Genomic DNA, 18,818 nt, shown 5'->3' on the forward strand with positions numbered 1-18,818 from the left:
AAATAAATCCTGCATCCGGAAAGGAAGAAGATTTGTGAAAAACTTTGCTCTTTACCGAATGTTTATTATTGTGACGATGTCAGTAAGGTTCTTTTTACAAATAACTTTTTTTCATAAAAAGCACCGCGGAAAGTGGACAAAGCAAACCACGAAAAAATGGGAAGATTTATTGAAACGCCAGGCATCGGAGTATCGGCGGACCGCCTTGCGTTTAGATGGTTTGCTCATTAAACTCGGCCAATTTTTAAGTACACGAGCAGATATTATGCCGCCCATCTTTATTAAGGAACTAGAAGACTTGATTGACCGGGTCCCCAGCGTCTCGTGGGCAGCAGTCAAAAACATCTTAGAAAAAGAGTGGGGCAAGCCGTACGATGCCGTTCTCCAAAAAATTAGCGAACACCCGATTGCATCAGCTTCTATAGGACAAGTATACAAAGCCGTTCTGCCCGATGCAAAGACAGTAGCCGTAAAAATCCAGCGGCCAGGCATTCAACAGATCATCTCCACGGACTTTAAAGCGATTCGAATTGTAATGTGGCTTGCAAGATTCTTGACCCCGTTCGGTAAACAAATAGATTTGCCGACATTGTATCAAGAGATAAAAGAAACCGTGGGGGAAGAATTAGACTTCCTAAAAGAACTAGAAAATGGCCTTTATTTCACAAAACGATATGAAGCATTCGAAAAAGTAGATATTCCCGTTTACTATGAGGAATATTCAACGGAGAAAGTACTCGTTATGGAATGGGTAGAAGGCGCCCGTGTGACGGACTTGAAGTTTCTTCAGGAGAATGGCATTAATCGCCGCGACCTTGCTGCTCGATTAATGGAAATGTTTTTAGAACAGCTGCTTCAAGAGGGAAAGTTTCACGCTGATCCACACCCGGGAAACATTTTAGTAAAAAAGGATGGAACGATCACCCTTATCGACTTCGGAATGGTTAGTTACATTAGAAAAAGCGATGCTGCCTCTATTCGACAGGGTGTAGAAGGCATTCTTATAGGAGATTACGATCAAGTTGTATCCTCTCTCGAACGTCTGCACTTTTTACTTCCAGATGCGGATAAAGAACGTTTAAAACAAATCATTCGTACACTTGTCACTACCTACACCGAACATCATTTTACAATGGCCGATGACTTTTTAATGGAACAGCTATTGTCAGATGTGGAAACGATCATCAAAGAACAACCCATCCAGCTGCCGAGCGAATTCGCCTTTTTTGGACGGGCTGCTTCCATATTTATTGGTATTTTATATATCCTTGACCCCGATATTGACTTGCTTGAAGTCAGCAAACCGCTCATTTTTAAATGGTTGAAAGAGAATCCCGAACCAGGATCTGCTTCCAATCGGACGATCTTACATTTACTCATACGATCCATCCGTCCCTTGTTATCCATTCCCCGCCAAATTGAACAAACACTGGACGAACCGCGAAAATACCGGGAATGGCGGCAGAGGCATGGGCAGCGGCAGCTTGAACAAGCGTTTTTATTGTCTAAAACAAGAGATGCACTCCTTTTCATCGTCATTAGTCTATTCTTGATGGCTAGTACGTTTTTCCTCGAACAAGAACTTTGGCTTTATGGCAGCGGAGTGCTCGCCTTCATCAGCTTCCTCTATTATGTATCCAGCTTGTGGGCTCATCGGAAATGGCTTAAAGGGCCGAAATAGCATAGAGTTTGCTTTGCGCATGAGAAACACATCATCTAACAGAACAAAAAAACCGGCGTATAAAGCGCCGGTTTCAGCCTATTAGACAAATGTCTACTTGCTTCTTATTTCTTCATCATTTCAAATACTTGTTCAACATCTTTATCACCGCGGCCTGAAATGTTTACGATGATGATTTGATCTTTTCCCATAGCAGGCGCCATTTTGATCGCCTGTGCAACAGCATGGGCGCTTTCAAGGGCTGGGATAATCCCTTCTGTACGCGAGAGCGTTTGAAAAGCTTCGAGTACTTCTTCATTCGTCACCATATAATATTCAGCACGCCCGATTTCTTTCAAATAACTATGTTCAGGACCTACCCCCGGATAGTCAAGTCCTGCAGCAATAGAATAAGTTGGCAGCGGATTGCCTTCTTCGTCCATCAACACGAAACATTTAAATCCGTGCAAAGTAGCCGGCTTTCCTTTTGTTAGGGTAGCCGCTTGTTCTGGCTCTGCACCAATTAGACGGACAGACGGCTCATCAATATAATGAGCGAATGCACCGATCGCATTGCTCCCGCCGCCGACACAGGCGAATACTGCATCCGGAAGACGGCCTTCTTTTTCAAGAATCTGCCGTTTCGACTCCTCACTAATGACCGCGTGAAAATGTTTGACCATCGTTGGGTACGGGTGGGGTCCTACTGCTGAACCGAGTAAATAAAATGTATTTTTGTAGTTGGCTACGTAATCGTTAAGCGCTGCATCAACAGCATCCTTCAGGCGCCCTTGTCCGCTTTCAACAGCTACAACTTCTGCTCCTAAAAGCTCCATCCGGAAAACATTCAGTGCCTGACGGCGAGTATCTTCCGCTCCCATATATACGACGCAGTCCATGCCAAACATCGCACACGCAGTTGCTGTTGCTACCCCATGCTGTCCAGCACCTGTTTCAGCAATGACTCGCTTAGCTCCCATCTTTTTCGCCAGCAAAATTTGCCCGATAACGTTATTAATTTTGTGAGAGCCGGTATGATTCAAATCTTCCCGCTTTAAATATATTTTAGCACCGCCGAGCTGCTCCGTTAATTGACTCGCATACGTTAACGGATTTTCACGGCCGACATATTCTTTCAGATAATAATTATATTCTTTTACAAACTCCGGATCATCTTTATATTGTTCAAACTGTGCAGCTAAATAGTCTAACGCTTCCTTCAATTCTGGTGGTACGAAGCTTCCTCCAAACTGTCCAAAATACCCTTTCTCTGTCTCAACTATACTCATCTGTCTTTGCTCCTCTCGGCTACAAAAGTATTCTGAAAATTATTTACTACTATATCAATTCATTATTTATTCGTCAATTACCTCTTCTATGAGGCAAGAAGAATATTAAAAAGTAAGCTTTATTAAACTTCCCTGCTGAGTGCACTCGCTTTCTTCTCCAGTCAACAGAGGGGCAAAATCAACAATAGTCAGTCATTAACATAGCTAAAAAAATAAGCCGCCTTAGATCGAGCGTACTGCATATTGTCTGCAGTATCAGCTCGTCCAAAGCAGCTTTTTTTATTGAAACACAATGGTTTTATTTTCGTGAACGATCACACGATCTTCTAAGTGCCACTTGACCGCTCTTGCAAGTACACGGCGTTCAATGGAGCGGCCGATTTTCTTTAAATCCATCACATCGTCCCGGTGGTTTACCCGTTCGATATCTTGTTCAATAATCGGACCTTCGTCGAGATCATTTGTCACATAATGCGACGTTGCACCAATCAGCTTCACCCCGCGGCTATGAGCACGCTCGTACGGACGGGCACCGATAAACGCCGGAAGGAAGGAATGATGAATGTTAATAATTTGATTTGGAAACGCACTGACAAAATCAGACGTTAAAATCTGCATATAGCGGGCAAGAACAATCAAATCAATATCATGCTCTTTTAACAGAGCGATCTGTTCCTGTTCTACTTGTTTGCGAATGTCTTTATTAGCGGGGATATAATAGAATGGGATGCCCAGTGATTCTACCATCCCTCTCGCATCCTCGTGATTGCTGACGACAAGCGCAATGTCTGTCGGCAAGTCGCCGCTTTGCCATTCCCATAGCAGCTCAAGCAAGCAATGGGGCTCCTTTGAAACAAAGATAGCCGTCCGCTTTCGATCTTCTGCATAGGTAAATTGATAATCCATAGAAAATGTATCTGCCAACTCTTTAAAATCCGCTTCCATCGCCGCTTGTTTCTCTACTAACTGCGGACAGTCGAATTCGATGCGGATAAAAAACGTCCCGCCTTCTGGGTCATTGGAATACTGGCTCGACTCAATAATATTCGCCTGATGGTCAGCTAAAAACTTGGAAATGGCAGCAACAATCCCCGGACGATCCGGACACTTGACAAGCAGTCTGCCGCGGTCTTTATACTCTTTCTCCCGTGTAAAAGGGCTTATTTTCACATTTTTATCCATAATAAAACCCTGCCTTTTTGCGATAATCAATAATCCATTATACTATAAAAGAGGAATGAAAACAGTTTTCTTTGATAAATTTATATTGGTATCTTTAGTTAATCAAAAGGTTATCAAATATACAAATCAGGATGTGACAGTGATAATGAAATCAAAATGGATTGATATTTCTCAGCCGCTGAACAGCCGGATTGCCCACTGGCCTGGTGATATTCTCTTTTCTTACAAACTATCTTTTACAAAGAAACAAACCGGATCTGTCAACATTGGTCAAATGACAACGAGTCTGCATACAGGTACACACATTGATGCTCCCTTTCACTTTGACTCCGAAGGTAAAACCGTGCTTGAACTTGATTTAGATGTGTTTATCGGCAAGGCCCGAGTCATCGATGTCTCCCACTTCGAAGAAATTGGGACGAAGCAGCTAAAAGAATTTCACTTAGAGGGAACCGAACGGCTGCTTTTCAAAACAGTCTCTGCAAGTCAGCCTCACCTATTTCCGAAGAAGACAATGCCTTTTCGTCCAGATATCGGTCCATTTCTCAAAGAAAGCGGTATTTGCTTAATCGGTGTGGACGTACCTTCTGTTGATTTGCTCGAAAGCAAAGAGATGGCAGTGCACCACTCCCTCCACAAAAATAACATTCACATTTTGGAAAATATCGTGCTTGATCACGCGGCGCCCGGTGACTACGAACTCATTGCCCTGCCCTTAGCCATTGAAGGAGCTGATGGGAGTCCTGTCCGCGCTGTGCTCCGTCCGCTCTCCAATAACTAGGAAAGGAAGATCAAATATGACAGCCCAAAAAAAGAACTCCTCAAAAGAAACATCCATTCATACAGATTTCACTCATCACATGACCTACGGAGAATACTTGAAATTAGATCAACTTCTTTCTTCCCAGCAGCGCTTATCTGATCACCATGACGAAATGCTGTTTATTATTATCCATCATGTAAGCGAGTTATGGATGAAGCTGATTATTCATGAAATGAAAAGCGCCGTTTCCTCCATTCAAAAAAATGAGCTTCAGCCAGCCTTTAAAATGCTGGCACGCGTGTCAAAAATCCAAACTCAAATCATTCAAGCTTGGGATGTCCTATCTACCATGACCCCTTCTGAGTATATGGAATTCCGCGGCAAACTGGGGCAGGCTTCCGGATTCCAGTCTTATCAGCATAGACAGATTGAATTTCTACTTGGCTATAAAACACCTCATATTTTAACAATTTATCAGAAAGACCCTGCACTTCATGCTATATTAGAAAAGGATTATCGTTCACCAAGCATTTACGATGCCGCCATCGAAGCCCTTTCCCGCGCCGGCTTTCGGATCAATCCCGATTTACTCAAACGTGATTACTCTATCACCTATACAGGGGACCCAACAGTTGAAGCCGCTTGGCTGAACGTATACAATGATGTGAAAACTTATTGGGACTTGTATCAATTGGCTGAAAAACTGATCGACATAGAAGACTGGCTTCAGCAATGGCGCTTTCGCCATATGAAAACAGTTGAAAGAATTATTGGATTTAAGAGGGGTACAGGCGGCTCATCAGGTGTACAATATTTACAGAACGTGCTTGATCATCGCTTTTTTCCGGAACTGTGGGATTTACGCACGAAGCTCTGACTTTTTAATAGAGAAAAGGTGAATATGTTTATGGAGAAAAAAGAACAATGGTCGTCCCGTCTCGGCTTTATTTTATCTTCAGCCGGGGCAGCGATTGGACTCGGCGCCATTTGGAAGTTCCCTTATGTAACCGGGCAAAGCGGGGGCGGCGCCTTCCTTTTATTGTTTATTTTATTTACTTTATTAATTGGATTGCCGATGCTGATTTCCGAGTTTATTATCGGCCGCGGCTCCGGTAAGGAAGCGGTAAGTTCATATAAAAAACTTGCTCCTGACAGCTTCTGGACAATCACTGGTAAACTAGGTGTTGCCGGATGCTTTCTTTTGCTCTCCTTTTACAGCGTAGTAGGAGGATGGGTACTTATTTACACAGTAATGGCACTCGGCGGCCAAGTGATTAATGAAGGAGCAGACTACGGCACTTTGTTCGGACAAACAATCAGCTCTCCTTCTATTACGATCGGCGGTCTTGCTGCTTTTTTGATCATTAACATCATTGTCATTGCTTCTGGTGTACAAAACGGCATTGAAAAAGCAAGTAAATATATGATGCCGCTTTTGTTCTTGTTTTTTATCGTCCTTGTATTTCGTTCATTAACACTAGACGGCGCGATGGAAGGCGTGCGCTTTTTTCTGAAACCTGACTTTTCCAAAATGACAGCGGAAGCGGTTCTGTATGCACTCGGACAGTCATTTTTTTCACTAGCTGTTGGGTTCTCCTGTATGGTGACATACAGTTCTTATTTAAATAAAGATGTCAGCATTCCCGTGTCTGCCGGTTCTGTTGCACTGATGAATATTTTTGTTTCTGTTCTTGCCGGCTTAGCCATTTTTCCAGTTGTTTTCGCATTTGGTTTTGAACCTGCAGAAGGCCCCGGATTGTTATTTATTGTACTGCCTTCGGTATTTTCGCAAATGCCCTTTGGAGAACTATTTTTGCTTGTCTTTCTTGTACTGTTTTTATTTGCTACCTTAACCTCCTCGTTCAGCCTATTGGAAATTATCGTAGCTGCTTTTTTGAAAAACGGTTCTTCAAGAAAGAAACTCGCTGTCATTGCCGGCACGATCGTTTTTTTCGCCGGTATTCCAGCAGCCCTTTCATCCAGCCTGCTTGCGGATGTCCAGTTTTTAAACAAAACGGTTTTTGATGCGACTGATTATCTCGTAAGCAATATTCTTCTGCCGCTGGGGAATTTATTAATCGCCTTATTTATCTCCTGGCGAATGAACCGCGAACTTGTTAAAGAAGAGTTTATGCTCGGCCGCCGATTCGGTTTAGGACCATATTCTACGTGGCTCCTGCTGATGAAATGGCTCGTGCCGCTAACCATTATCATTGTTTTTATTAACATGCTTGGCCTGTTCGATTAATGATTTCTTTACTCAAAAGTAAAATACGGAATCCCGCAAAGAAGCTGCCTCAAAACTAAGGTGTCAAACCTTTATGAGGCAGCTTCTTTTTATTTCATCTCAATTCGGCATTAATTGCATATATTAATGGCATTGACGATATAATTTAGTATGCCGTAAGATAAATGGTGGAGATAATATTAACTATTCAAAAAATTCTTTAAACGGGTGGGAGAGATGAAAATGGCATTCACACAAGAGACAGCCAATAAAAGTATGCAAATTGCAAAAGACTATGTAAACGGTGTATACAATGCCGTTCAAAGACGAAACCCAAGCGAAGATGAATTTCATCAAGCTGTAAAAGAAATCTTTGATTCACTCGTACCTGTGTTTGCTAAATATCCAAAATATATGCAATACGGCATTTTAGAACGGATCGTTGAGCCAGAGCGCATGATCACGTTCCGTGTGCCATGGGTTGATGATGAAGGAAAAGTTCATGTCAACCGCGGCTATCGTGTTCAATATAGCAGTGCCCTCGGGCCATATAAAGGCGGCCTTCGCTTTCATCCTTCTGTTAACGCAAGTATTATCAAATTTTTAGGTTTTGAACAAATTTTTAAAAATTCCCTAACAGGTCAGCCGATCGGCGGCGGGAAAGGCGGATCGGACTTTGATCCGAAAGGTAAATCAGATGGCGAAGTGATGCGTTTTACACAAAGCTTTATGACAGAACTCGCTAACCACATCGGTCCAGATACAGACGTACCTGCCGGCGACATTGGTGTCGGCGCCCGTGAAATCGGCTTTATGTTCGGACAATACAAACGTCTGCAAAATGCTTATCATGCCGGCGTCATTACTGGAAAAGGCGTCAGCTACGGCGGCAGCTTAGCAAGAAAAGAAGCAACAGGTTACGGTGCGGTGTATTTCGTAGAAGAAATGTTGAAAGATAATGACCTAACCTTTAACGGCAGCAAGGTCGTTGTATCCGGTTCAGGAAACGTCTCTATCTACGCCATCGAAAAAGCAACACAGCTTGGAGCGAAAGTCATCGCCTGCAGTGATTCTAACGGCTATATTTTCGATCCAAATGGGATCAATCTGGCCACTGTCAAACGTCTTAAAGAACAAGAAAGAAAACGGATTAGTGAATATGTCAATGAACATCCGCAAGCCGAATATGTAGAAGGCTGCTCAGGCATCTGGAGAATCCCTTGTGACATCGCCCTTCCTTGCGCGACTCAAAACGAAATTAACGGAGATGCAGCCCGCATGCTCGTCGGAAACGGAGTAAAAGCAGTGGGAGAAGGAGCAAATATGCCATCCACACTCGAAGCGATAGACGTCTTCTTAGAAAAAGGAATTCTCTTTGCCCCTGCAAAAGCGGCTAATGCCGGCGGTGTTGCCGTCTCTGCACTTGAAATGGCACAAAATAGCTCGCGCATGCCATGGTCATTTGAAGACGTGGATCAAAAGCTTCACATGATCATGAAAAATATTTACAACAGCTGCGTCGAAGCAGCTGCCGAATTTGGTTATGAGGGCAACTTTGTCATCGGAGCAAACATCGCTGGATTTGTAAAAGTAGCCGATGCCATGCTCGATCAAGGGATTGTTTGAAAAAGAAGCTAGCTGATACAAGCTGGGCATCTCCTTGCACAATGGAGCCGCCTGGCTTTTTTATTTCAACGTACTTATGCGTTTCACCTGTTGTTCGTCGTTTTAACAGCTTTGTTTACGTTTCCTAAGGTTCATAAGATCTTCTCATTCTTTCTTTTCTATGAATCTAGTCTGAACTAGCTGTTTCTGTTACGATGAAGAAAATGCTGACTAGACGGAGATGACTTATTAGTGGAATTACTGATGATTGTATTGCCAGCCTTTATGATCTTTTTTACCGGCTTCCTTGGCCAAAAAATAATCGGGTTCGACATTCGCTCCATTTCAATGGCTGCCCTTTATATTATGTCGCCGTTCTTAGCTTTCCGAACCTTTTATACGAATGAGCTAACGATGGAGTACTTCTATATTATTTGGTTTTGTCTCGTCCTTTGTTTCGGGCTTGTGTTGATCGTTGGCCTGACGGGCTACTTGATGAAAGCATCAAAACCACAAATGTCAGCTATGATGCTCGGCGGTGCTTTCATGAACAGCGGAAATTACGGGGCGCCCGTTGTTCTTTTTGCCTTCGGAGCAGCGGGCTTTGATTATGCCGTCATTATGATGGTATTTCAATCGTTTCTGATGAACACGATCGGACTCTTTTTCGCATCGATTGGCGGGCAAGAAGAAGCCTCTTTAACGGACTCGCTCAAACGTGTCATCCGCATGCCTGTTATTCACGGCGCACTGGCTGGTGTTGCCTTACAGCTCTTATCTATACATATTCCGAAAACATTTATGGAAGCGATCAGTTTAATTGCAGATGCTTCCATCCCAACAGTGATGCTTGTCCTCGGGATGCAGCTTGCTGTTATTGCTAGAAAAAGAGTGGCTTATCGGTATGTTTCTGCCGTTACGCTCATTCGGCTGTTTGCCTCACCTGTCCTTGCAGTTGCCATTGCCGCTTTTATGCCTGTTAACGAGCTGTTAAAAGATGTCTTAATCTTGCAAGCTGCCATGCCAGCCGCGGCTAACACGACAATGTTTGCTATCCAATTCGGCACAGAACCTGACCTCGTTTCATTTACCACGCTCGTGACAACGCTATTAAGTATTGCAACCATCCCGGTGATGCTTTTTTATTTAGGAGTTTGACGTATGGCAAGCAGCCGTTTATTCATTTTTAAAACCGCTGCTTGCTTCCCTTTTCATCCTTCTCAATTACTTTGAAACAGCTACAGATGTTTTTTCCCACACAATTTCACCATTCATAAATGTAATCTCTACTTCTGTTTCAAGAATTTCCTGTTGAGGCACTTCAAATAAATTTCGATCCAATACGATCAGATCAGCGAGTTTGTTTGTTTCAATCGTACCGAGCTCATTCTCTCGAAACACACTATAGGCGGAACCTGAAGTATAAGCCTTTAAAGCTTCAGCCAACGTTACCCGTTCTTGCTCATTCCATGTCTCATTGAGCGTGAAGTCTTTTCTTGTCACTGCATGATAAATTTCAATCATCGGTTCAAGAGGAACGATCGGATAATCACTGCTGTAGGACACTTCAGCGCCTGATCTCAGTAAAGAGGCATTTGGATAAATGTACGGCTGCTTTTCTTCCCCTACACGAGTTGTATGACTTTCTCTTGGCATCAAAGCCATATGATAAGGCTGAATGGAAGGCATAACGCCTAGCTCTTTAAAGCGCGTGATATCTTCCGGTGCAATGACTTCAATATGCTCAAGAGCGTGACGGGCATCACGCCGGCCATTCACTTGCTGGGCCTTTTCATATAAGTCCAATCCGAGACGAACGGCGCCGTCGCCAATCGTGTGAAAACGAATTTGAAAACCTTCTTTATCGGCTTCTGTTACCCACACCTCCAGTTGCTCAGCAGTGTAGGCGGTCTCTCCCTTTGTCTCTGGCTTGTCTGTATAAGGATCCAGCATATAGGCTGTATAACCCGTGACTACTCCATCAATGAATTGTTTTAACCCTGCTAATCGAAGCTTATCCGAGGAATATTGTTCTCTAAGTTTCTTCGCTTGTTCCAGATCTCCATTCAACGGCGGATAAAGATGGAACCGGCAGGATAACTTCCCTTCCTCTTCAAACTCCTTATAAACAGAATAAGCTTCCAGTTTTTCATGTGCACGGCTCGCATATAAATCATTGACAGATGTTACACCAAGCTTTGCCGCATGCTGCAAGAACTGGTCCACCATGTCCCGGAGCTGCCCTTTTGGAAAATCATAGGCAAAGTCAGCTGCTAAAGCAATCGCTGTTTCAATTAAAATACCAGTAGGCTCTCCGTTACCGTCTTTATAAATAATCCCATATTCAGGATTTTTCGTCTCTCTTGTGATCCCCGCAATTTCAAGAGCCTTTGAGTTCACCCATCCGTAGTGCCCTTCCGCATGCAGCAGCATCACAGGGCGATGAGGAAACTCCTGGTCTAATACCCAGCGATCTGGAAACTCCTTTTGATCCCATGCTGTGTGATCCCAGCCAGTACCAATAATCCAGGGGCGATCAGGCTGACTTTCAGCATATTCTCTTACTACAGAAGCGGCCTCCTCAGCTGATTTCACATCTGCCAAAGATACACAGTAATGGCTGAATAAGCTGCCGAGCATGATATGCAAATGTGCATCATGAAAGCCCGGCATAACGAGTTTATTGCCGACATCTATCACTTTTGTTTGTTCGTCTTTAAAATTAGCTATCTTTTCTTTTAGATCGACTGCCAAAATTTTATGATCCTTTACAGCAACAGCTAAAGGCTCCGGTTTGTCCTTTAATCCAGTAAAAACGGCATCACTGATTATAATTACATCTGCTTTTGTCATTGTTTTTCTCCTTTATTTTTAACTATTAAGCTGATAAATCCATTTCAGGCGGCTTCTGTCTAAGCCCTTTTGTGAGAACGAGTAAGTAGATGAAGCCGAGCGCAAACCAAATTCCTCCAAGTATTTTTGAATAAGTATCCAGATTAATAAGCAGCCACAAATCAAGCAGCGCTCCAATAGCGGGAATGATTAAATAAAGCAATGTCCCTTTTAAAGAACGTTGTTTTTTCCGAATAAAATAATAAGCAATTACAGCGATGTTCACACTTGTAAATGCAAGAAAGGCGCCAAAATTAATAAATGAAGCAACGAGCGATAAGCTCAAAAACAAGGCAAGCAATGAAATTGCACTAATCAATAAGATGTTATTGACAGGGGTGTTATATTTCGAATGTAAAGTGCTAAAGAACTTTTTAGGGAGCTGACCATCCCGGCCCATCGCATACAGGACGCGGGAAGCACTTGCCTGTGAAGACATGGCGGAGCCGAATGCAGTAACCGCATAAACTGCAAGAAAAGCGGACGCAAAGGTTTTACCGCCGACTAATGTAATAATCTCATGAGCGGCAGAATCGGGGTTTGTAAATGTGTTATATGACGGCCAGACGTTTTGAGCAAAGTAAGAAACAGTAATAAAGACGGCTCCTCCGACGAGCGTAATAATAAACACAGCACGCGGAATTGTTTTCTCTGGCTGAACTGTTTCCTCTGCGAACGCTGTAGCTGAATCAAATCCAAGAAATGAAAAACATAAAAGAGCAGCCCCTGTGACAATAAATGAGATCGGTTCTTCAGAATTATAAAACGGTTTCAAAGATAAAAGGGTGCCTGTGCCTGTCCCGCTTAAAATCTCTTTAATAGACAAGCCTACAAACAGAATGATAAATGTTACAGCAAAAATCGTGATAAAAGCATTAGCCTTTGTCGCCAGCTTTACGCCTCTTACGTTAATGACAGTAACTAACGTAAGCAGCCCTAGCACCCATACATAATTCGGAACACTTGGAAAAGCTGCAGAAAAGAACAAACCAAATAGTAAATAGTTCACCATTGGGATAAACAAGTAATCCATTAGAATGGCCCAGCCGACAAGAAAGCCAACATACGGGCTGATCGATTTTTGTGTATATGCATAAGCGGAACCAGCCGATGGAATCGCTTTGGACATCTGACCGTAACTATATGCAGTAAAAAGCATCACAATTAAAGCAATCAAGTAAGCTCCAGGGACCATCCCATGCGATAATTCAGCAGCAATTCCATACGTACTGAAAACTGTAGCAAGTGCCATAAACGAAAAGCCAAATAAAACAACGTGAACGAGTGTCAGCGATCGATTCATTCCTTTCGTCTGCAACATAAACTCCCCCCTTTAGTCCATTTGATTGATTATTGCAAATATTGTGCCAATTTTTAACGCAGTAAGAAATACACATTTCCCTTGTTTAGACCTCAAAGTGTATTCGTTTTTTCATAAATTATTCATATTGGAATAAAAAAAGGGGTATTGATTGAAAAACAATAAGCCATCCCATTTTAAAGAAACCCATGAAACATAACGACAAAAAACAGCCCCTAACGAAGTTAAGCGGCTGTTATGACTGTGTTTCATTTATTCTAAAATCGGAGGATCGACCTCTTACAGGACACTATTTACATGTACTCCCCCCGCTTGCACCCTTTAACCGTCTCTGATGCAGCGGTTTGATCTGTTGTTCTCTTCTTTTGTTTTTCTTCTTTCTCAGCGGGTTTCTGTTTTTCTGATTGCGCAGGCTGTACTTTTTTCAGCTTAGAAAAAGGAATGGGTGCCGGCAATTGGGATAGTATGCTGGATGGAATAGATGGACTTCCAGGAGCGTACACTTGGAGAAAGCTATTGGCCATTTCCAAATAACCACTAAGTGCTGGATGCACATCTCCGGGATTTGGAATCAGCGAGTCGGCATTCGTTCCGAACCGGCCGGCTACAGGAACAAAGTAAGCACCAGCTTTTTCCGCTTCCTGCTTAATAATTTTATTTAAAAGGTCAAGCTGTCCAGCTACAGATGGTTTTTGTCCATCTTTTACGTGTGGGTAGGGAAAATAATAACCGATTGCATACACCTGTGCATGCGGGTTTATTTCCTTCACTTTTTCAAATATGTTTATATAGTTTTTGCGTACACGATTTAAAGCAAATGATACCGGAATGGCTTCATAGCTTAACATTCCCCGCACGGCATCATTTTGAATAAGCGGCAGCACATCATTCGCTCCGGCGGAAATCGTAATAAGGTTCGCCTGCCGAATAACGGCCTGTGCTTCTTTCTTTTCTAGCTGCTTTAATACTTGTTCTGTGGAATAGCCCGGAAATGCCAGCTCCTTTGAAAAACTGGACAATTGGCCATTCTGCTGTAATGCAATCGCAATGAGATCTGTATAACTTACACCAATTTCTTTATGAGGTGTTTGACCGGCGGCCAAAGAGTCTCCCAGTGCTGCATAATGAATGCCGGCGGCCTTAACATTTATAGGGAGAATGGATGCCGCCAGCAGAAAAACTACCAGTACATTTAGAGAAATTCGTTTTTTCATAAAATCCTGCCTTTCCCTTTCAACTGGACATATCAGTTTACTTTGCTGCTTTCCAAGTAGGCCAAGAAGGCATCAGCATCAAGCGGGCGGCTGAGAAAATAGCCTTGGGCAGCATCACAATCTGCTTCTTGTAAAATAGCCATCTGCTTTTCGTTTTCTACCCCTTCAGCCACGATCATTAAATGTAGGTTGCGGGCAAGGCCGATCATCGCTTTAGCAATTGCCGCATCTGCCTTTCCCTCTTCAATGTTTTGAATAAACGAACGATCAATCTTTAAAGCATTCATCGGAAACTGCTTTAAATAACTGAACGAAGAAAAACCGGTGCCAAAATCATCAATAGAAATCGCCACTCCGAGCTGCTGCAGGCGTAAAAGAATGACTGCAGCTTCCTGCGGTCTTTCCATCACTGTGCTTTCGGTTAACTCTAGCTCAAGCGCACTTGGTTCGAGACCTGTTTCCCTTAAAATGCGGGCAGTCACTTCTGCAAAGTTTTGTTTTTGAAATTGTACAGCTGATACGTTGACACTTATCTTTAAATGAGTATACCCCATTTCATGCCATTCTTTGCATTGGCGGCATGCTTCCCGCAATACCCATTCTCCCAATGGAACGATCAGCCCTGTTTCCTCTGCCAGTTCGATAAAATCCCCCGGATAGATCAATCCTTTTTCACTATTCCAGCGTACTAACGCCTCCATGCCGTATACTTCCCTAGTACTTATATGCACTTTAGGCTGATAGTGAAGGATAAATTCCTCATTCTCCAGACCTAGGGAAAGAGAAATCTCTTTTTCTAGCCGCCGGTGAGCAGATTCTTTCATAGAAGCATCATAAAATCGATAGTCGTTCCTTCCTTTACTCTTTAAGGAATTGACAGCGATATCAGCATGAATTAAGAGCGAGTGAATATCCTTTCCATCTCTAGGCCATACACTGACACCTATACTTGCGGACATGGGCACTTTTTTACCAAGCACAATAAATGGCTTCTGAAACAGTGCCAGTAACTTTTCACAAAGCATGGATACTTCATCCATGTGGCCGGCTCCTGACACAAGAAGAGCAAATTCATCTCCGCTGACACGTGCAGCCAGAATGTTTTCCGCTTCTAGTGTTCTCAAGCGGTTAGCCGTTTCCTTAAGAAGCAAGTCTCCCGCTTCATGTCCAAGACTGTCATTAATTTTTTTAAAATAGTCCAAGTCAAAAACGAGCAGGGCCGATACACTGTTTTGCCGGCTCTTTAAATACTGGTTTCCGCGGTGCTCCACGTAACGGCGGTTCGGAAGACCTGTAAGCGGATCGTAAAAGGCAAGTTTCTCTAGTTTTTCTTCAGCCTCTACACGCTCACTAATATCAAATGAAAAACCGAGCAAATATTCTTCACCTGTTTGTTCATCTTGGATAATAGTCGTACCTGCCAGCATATGAGTCGGTACGCCATTAAAATCCACGATCGTTTCTCTCATTCTTAACTGCTTGTCCTGCCACGTTTGTACATCATGACGGCGTACTTTTTCAGCGACAGCAGGTGAGAAAAAATCAAACACCGTCTTTCCAATGAGTTCATCCAATGTTTTTCCATTTTTTTCACAGGCTATTCTGTTAGCAAACACTGTGCGCCCGCTTCGATCTTCCAAAAAGACATGAACTGGCAAAGCGTTTAAAATTTCTATGTTTAGTGGAGTCATAGCACTGATCAAACTAGCAAACGCTTCTGCTTGATGAAAGTCATTCTGTTTCTCTTCCACGCTGCCCTTTATAGATGAATTCATGATTATTTCTCCTCTATATATGAACTAACAAATGTTTTTACGAAATATTACATTTTTCTTCTATTTTACCAAAGAAAACTCGAAAAGTAAGTACTAAAGTCATGAAAAGCAAGAAATAGTAATAAGAAGGGTATGGTATAATAAGCATTTATCTTATTTTTAAAAATTGGAGGCATTATGCTGAATTTTAACGAAAAACTATCGATTATCGAATCTTTTCCTCAATTGGATCGGAAAGATGTTTCCCTCGGTCGAGTGAACTTTCAATTTGCTGACAGCGTCACCGAAAAAAAGAACATCGTCTATCATCTTCACCCAAATGGTAACGGCTTTGTCTATGGGGGTGAATTAGCTGGCTATGAGACCGATGCTAAAGGCATGGTAAATATCCGGGATTTTTCAGCAGAAGAATTGCGAAAAATTATTCATGAGTCGATTCAATCACTTTCACCGAGAACAACGGAAGAAGCGGCAATTGCGGGAGAAGCTATTGAAGAAAAGTGGATAAATGAAGATGGGCAAACACTTATGCTCATTGAAGAAGACGACATGTGGAATGTGTACGCTGGTTTAAACCTGGACGGCACGTTCAATTCGTACGGGGAAGCGGCACAATATTTAGATGAAGAAGGCTTCCGGCCATTAACTTAATCAAAAAGACTGACTCTCACGCAGAGGAATAATCAAATAGGAGTCAGTCTCCTTGCTTTATTCATTTTACTTTTAATTGAAAATGTTCATATAACTTCCTAGTGACAGGTCCGGGACATCCACTTCCAATCTGTCGGCCATCCGCAGATGTGACTGCTAACACTTCCGATGTCGTACTCGTTAGAAAAACTTCGTCTGCTTGAAGCAGCTCTTCAGGCGTAAATGGCTTTTCCACAAATGGAACTTGTAATTCCTCTGCTATTCTCTTTACTGCCAAACGCGTAATTCCAGCCAAAATATAATTCGAAAGCGGCGTCGTCTGCACCTTCCCATCCTTTACAATAAACATATTGGTACTGGATCCTTCCATAATGAAGCCATCGCGCACGAGCACTGCTTCAAAACAGCCTTGCTCAAACGCCTCCTGTTTCGCTAAAATGTTCGGCAATAAATTCAGCGACTTAATGTAGCAATTTTGCCAGCGCTCGTCCGGCAGCAATACGACCTGCACTCCCTGCTTGCGGACATCCTGCGGCAATTCACGGGAAGGTTTAACCGTTATAGAAATCGAAGCCGGGCATTTCGGAAACAAGTGGTTTCTTGGTGCCACCCCTCTCGTCGCCTGCATATAAAGATCTGCATTCTCTAAACCGCTTTTCGCTGCTAATTCGAGCATTAAAGTTTCTAATTCGTTCTGCTGTTTGCCGATCTCCAGCCTAATGGCTTTTGCACTTGTATATAAGCGTTCAAGATGCTCTCTCATCATGAACGGCTTCCCTTGATAGAAACGAATCACTTCATATACGCCATCGCCAAACTGATGTCCCCGCTCCTCAATCGGAATAACCGGATCATCCATGTCAACAATGTTCCCATTAAAATATGCTAATGCCATGATCAGTACCTCCTTTTAATGAACTTTATCATTTTTTGGAAATCATGAGATCTTATCCTTTTGATTATACATGAAATGGATGGCCACTTGAAGTTTCGCTATTCTTCGTATGTATGTGCCAATCATTAGTTTTCCATTGCTGACTTACACTTGTTTCACGTATTTGAAAAACCGATAAAACCATTTTAATACATGCTTCGTTAAGCTGCCCTGCTGATTCCCCTGGGGCTCGCTGTCCATTCCAATCAACAATAGTCATTAATATAGCTTAATAAAAAAACTCATAAGTGATACATTGTATAGCGTGTATCACTTATGAGGCCGACTCCTTGAATACCAGTTCCGGATCAGCCAAGAGCCACATCCAATATCATCATGACCGTAAACCCTGCCATAAGACCGAGCGTTGCCAAGTCTTTGCTTCCACTTGCCTGCGACTGCGGAATCAGCTGTTCCACCACTACAAAGATCATAGCACCAGCCGCAAATGCGAGTGCGTAAGGCATAATGGGCTGTATAGCAAGGACAGCAGCCGCTCCGACCACGGCAGCAATCGGCTCTACAATGGCTGACAACTGGCCATAGTTAAAAGCTTTCAGCCGCGACAGTCCTTCACCTCGCAGGGGCACAGAAAGGGCTGCTCCTTCCGGCATATTTTGAAGGCCGATTCCAATCGCAAGGCCTAAAGCACCGACAATGGACGCATCGCCAAGCCCTATTCCCGCCGCTCCAAATGCCACACCAATCGCAAGCCCCTCTGGAATATTGTGAAGCGTAATCGCTAAAAAAAGTAACGTCGTCTTCGACAATCCCGTCTTCGGTCCTTCCGCTTCCTCCACTATGTTGGAATCGAGATGAGGAACGACGAAATCAAGAAGCCGAATAAAGAAGCCGCCAAGCAAAAAACCAATCGCAGGCGGAAGCCACGAAATCTGCCCATTTTGTTCACTAAATTCAATCGCAGGTGCCAAAAGGGACCAGAAAGAGGCAGCAATCATCACACCGGCAGCAAAACCTAGCATCATATTCATCACACTTTGATTAATTCGGCGAAAGAAAAAGACAATAGATGCTCCAAGCGCCGTTAATCCCCACGTCAGTAAACCGCCAAACAGCGCCTGTATAGACGGATTCAATTCTGTGAACCAATCCATTAACATAAGCACTCTTCCTTTCTGACAAAACATTATCGTTTTCTCGTGACACATTTACGTTGATAGTACCTTTATTTTGCATCAGGCAAACTTTTGTTGTCAACTCCAAATATTGATTGGAATCGGGGGCTGCTGTCTAAATTAGTTTATTAGCTGTGAAATGAATAAGTGACTTCAAATTTTAGATAGA

At 43.0% G+C, this 18,818-nt stretch carries 15 protein-coding genes; 7 read left to right on the forward strand and 8 right to left on the reverse strand.

Annotated elements, in window-relative coordinates; genetic code table 11:
- Positions 1 to 34: 34 nt before the first annotated feature.
- The gene (locus QYG89_RS08350; RefSeq protein WP_404316512.1) at positions 35 to 1,681 is read left to right on the forward strand and encodes an ABC1 kinase family protein; all 1,647 of its coding nucleotides are present in this window, start codon (positions 35 to 37) and stop codon (positions 1,679 to 1,681) included.
- A 104-nt stretch (positions 1,682 to 1,785) separates the two neighbouring features.
- Here QYG89_RS08350 and trpB read toward each other — a convergent pair whose 3' ends face one another.
- The gene (trpB, locus tag QYG89_RS08355; RefSeq protein ID WP_404316515.1) at positions 1,786 to 2,949 is read right to left on the reverse strand and encodes a tryptophan synthase subunit beta; all 1,164 of its coding nucleotides are present in this window, start codon (positions 2,947 to 2,949) and stop codon (positions 1,786 to 1,788) included.
- Positions 2,950 to 3,228: 279 nt separating this feature from the next.
- The gene (gene purU, locus QYG89_RS08360; protein ID WP_404316518.1) at positions 3,229 to 4,131 is read right to left on the reverse strand and encodes a formyltetrahydrofolate deformylase; all 903 of its coding nucleotides are present in this window, start codon (positions 4,129 to 4,131) and stop codon (positions 3,229 to 3,231) included.
- 142 nt (positions 4,132 to 4,273) lie between these two features.
- Here purU and kynB point away from each other — a divergent pair, with 142 nt between their 5' ends.
- The 5 genes from kynB to QYG89_RS08385 all read left to right on the forward strand — a co-directional run bounded on the left by kynB (position 4,274) and on the right by QYG89_RS08385 (position 9,884).
- A complete protein-coding gene (kynB, locus tag QYG89_RS08365; RefSeq protein WP_404316593.1) occupies positions 4,274 to 4,912 on the forward strand; it encodes an arylformamidase in 639 nt (212 codons plus the stop codon).
- Positions 4,913 to 4,928: 16 nt separating this feature from the next.
- Positions 4,929 to 5,771, forward strand: a complete 843-nt coding sequence (kynA, locus tag QYG89_RS08370; protein ID WP_404316521.1) for a tryptophan 2,3-dioxygenase — start codon at positions 4,929 to 4,931, stop codon at positions 5,769 to 5,771.
- A gap of 30 nt (positions 5,772 to 5,801) precedes the next feature.
- The gene (locus QYG89_RS08375) at positions 5,802 to 7,142 is read left to right on the forward strand and encodes a sodium-dependent transporter (protein ID WP_404316524.1); all 1,341 of its coding nucleotides are present in this window, start codon (positions 5,802 to 5,804) and stop codon (positions 7,140 to 7,142) included.
- 222 nt (positions 7,143 to 7,364) lie between these two features.
- Positions 7,365 to 8,747, forward strand: coding sequence for an NADP-specific glutamate dehydrogenase (gene gdhA, locus QYG89_RS08380; protein WP_404316526.1), 1,383 nt, complete (start codon positions 7,365 to 7,367; stop codon positions 8,745 to 8,747).
- Between the two features lie 231 nt (positions 8,748 to 8,978).
- Complete coding sequence (locus QYG89_RS08385) at positions 8,979 to 9,884, forward strand: AEC family transporter (protein ID WP_404316528.1); 906 nt, start codon at positions 8,979 to 8,981, stop codon at positions 9,882 to 9,884.
- Between the two features lie 66 nt (positions 9,885 to 9,950).
- Here the strand turns inward: QYG89_RS08385 and QYG89_RS08390 are convergent, their stop codons facing one another.
- From QYG89_RS08390 to QYG89_RS08405, 4 genes are all read right to left on the reverse strand, one after another.
- Positions 9,951 to 11,579 carry an amidohydrolase gene (locus QYG89_RS08390; RefSeq protein ID WP_404316530.1) on the reverse strand — a complete coding sequence of 543 codons (1,629 nt, stop codon included), beginning with the start codon at positions 11,577 to 11,579 and terminating at the stop codon, positions 9,951 to 9,953.
- A 25-nt stretch (positions 11,580 to 11,604) separates the two neighbouring features.
- Complete coding sequence (locus tag QYG89_RS08395) at positions 11,605 to 12,939, reverse strand: APC family permease (RefSeq protein WP_404316532.1); 1,335 nt, start codon at positions 12,937 to 12,939, stop codon at positions 11,605 to 11,607.
- 293 nt (positions 12,940 to 13,232) lie between these two features.
- Positions 13,233 to 14,153 carry a GDSL-type esterase/lipase family protein gene (locus QYG89_RS08400; RefSeq protein ID WP_404316534.1) on the reverse strand — a complete coding sequence of 307 codons (921 nt, stop codon included), beginning with the start codon at positions 14,151 to 14,153 and terminating at the stop codon, positions 13,233 to 13,235.
- 32 nt (positions 14,154 to 14,185) lie between these two features.
- On the reverse strand, positions 14,186 to 15,928 hold the full coding sequence (locus QYG89_RS08405) for a putative bifunctional diguanylate cyclase/phosphodiesterase (RefSeq protein WP_404316536.1): 1,743 nt from the start codon (positions 15,926 to 15,928) through the stop codon (positions 14,186 to 14,188).
- Between the two features lie 177 nt (positions 15,929 to 16,105).
- Here QYG89_RS08405 and QYG89_RS08410 point away from each other — a divergent pair, with 177 nt between their 5' ends.
- On the forward strand, positions 16,106 to 16,579 hold the full coding sequence (locus QYG89_RS08410; protein WP_404316538.1) for a hypothetical protein: 474 nt from the start codon (positions 16,106 to 16,108) through the stop codon (positions 16,577 to 16,579).
- A 61-nt stretch (positions 16,580 to 16,640) separates the two neighbouring features.
- On the opposite strand, the gene dat is transcribed toward QYG89_RS08410, so the two are convergent.
- Both dat and QYG89_RS08420 read right to left on the reverse strand, forming a co-directional pair.
- Entirely contained in the window at positions 16,641 to 17,474 is an 834-nt protein-coding gene (gene dat / locus QYG89_RS08415) for a D-amino-acid transaminase (RefSeq protein ID WP_404316541.1), read from the reverse strand.
- A gap of 347 nt (positions 17,475 to 17,821) precedes the next feature.
- Positions 17,822 to 18,634, reverse strand: a complete 813-nt coding sequence (locus tag QYG89_RS08420) for a ZIP family metal transporter (protein ID WP_404316543.1) — start codon at positions 18,632 to 18,634, stop codon at positions 17,822 to 17,824.
- Between the last annotated feature and the right edge of the window lie 184 nt (positions 18,635 to 18,818).

The sequence above is a fragment of the Bacillus lumedeiriae genome (assembly GCF_044891285.1).
GTDB classification, from domain to species: Bacteria; Bacillota; Bacilli; order Bacillales; family Domibacillaceae; genus Pseudobacillus; species Pseudobacillus lumedeiriae.

Bases quoted from the DNA above. Each gene is read 5' to 3' on its own strand.
- purU (WP_404316518.1), bottom strand. From the start codon at position 4,131: ATGGATAAAAATGTGAAAATAAGCCCTTTTACACGGGAGAAAGAGTAT.
- QYG89_RS08410 (WP_404316538.1), top strand. From the start codon at position 16,106: ATGCTGAATTTTAACGAAAAACTATCGATTATCGAATCTTTTCCTCAA.
- dat (WP_404316541.1), bottom strand. From the start codon at position 17,474: ATGGCATTAGCATATTTTAATGGGAACATTGTTGACATGGATGATCCG.
- QYG89_RS08375 (WP_404316524.1), top strand. From the start codon at position 5,802: ATGGAGAAAAAAGAACAATGGTCGTCCCGTCTCGGCTTTATTTTATCT.
- kynA (WP_404316521.1), top strand. From the start codon at position 4,929: ATGACAGCCCAAAAAAAGAACTCCTCAAAAGAAACATCCATTCATACA.
- trpB (WP_404316515.1), bottom strand. From the start codon at position 2,949: ATGAGTATAGTTGAGACAGAGAAAGGGTATTTTGGACAGTTTGGAGGA.
- QYG89_RS08400 (WP_404316534.1), bottom strand. From the start codon at position 14,153: ATGAAAAAACGAATTTCTCTAAATGTACTGGTAGTTTTTCTGCTGGCG.
- QYG89_RS08420 (WP_404316543.1), bottom strand. From the start codon at position 18,634: ATGTTAATGGATTGGTTCACAGAATTGAATCCGTCTATACAGGCGCTG.
- QYG89_RS08390 (WP_404316530.1), bottom strand. From the start codon at position 11,579: ATGACAAAAGCAGATGTAATTATAATCAGTGATGCCGTTTTTACTGGA.
- gdhA (WP_404316526.1), top strand. From the start codon at position 7,365: ATGGCATTCACACAAGAGACAGCCAATAAAAGTATGCAAATTGCAAAA.
- QYG89_RS08405 (WP_404316536.1), bottom strand. From the start codon at position 15,928: ATGAATTCATCTATAAAGGGCAGCGTGGAAGAGAAACAGAATGACTTT.
- QYG89_RS08395 (WP_404316532.1), bottom strand. From the start codon at position 12,939: ATGTTGCAGACGAAAGGAATGAATCGATCGCTGACACTCGTTCACGTT.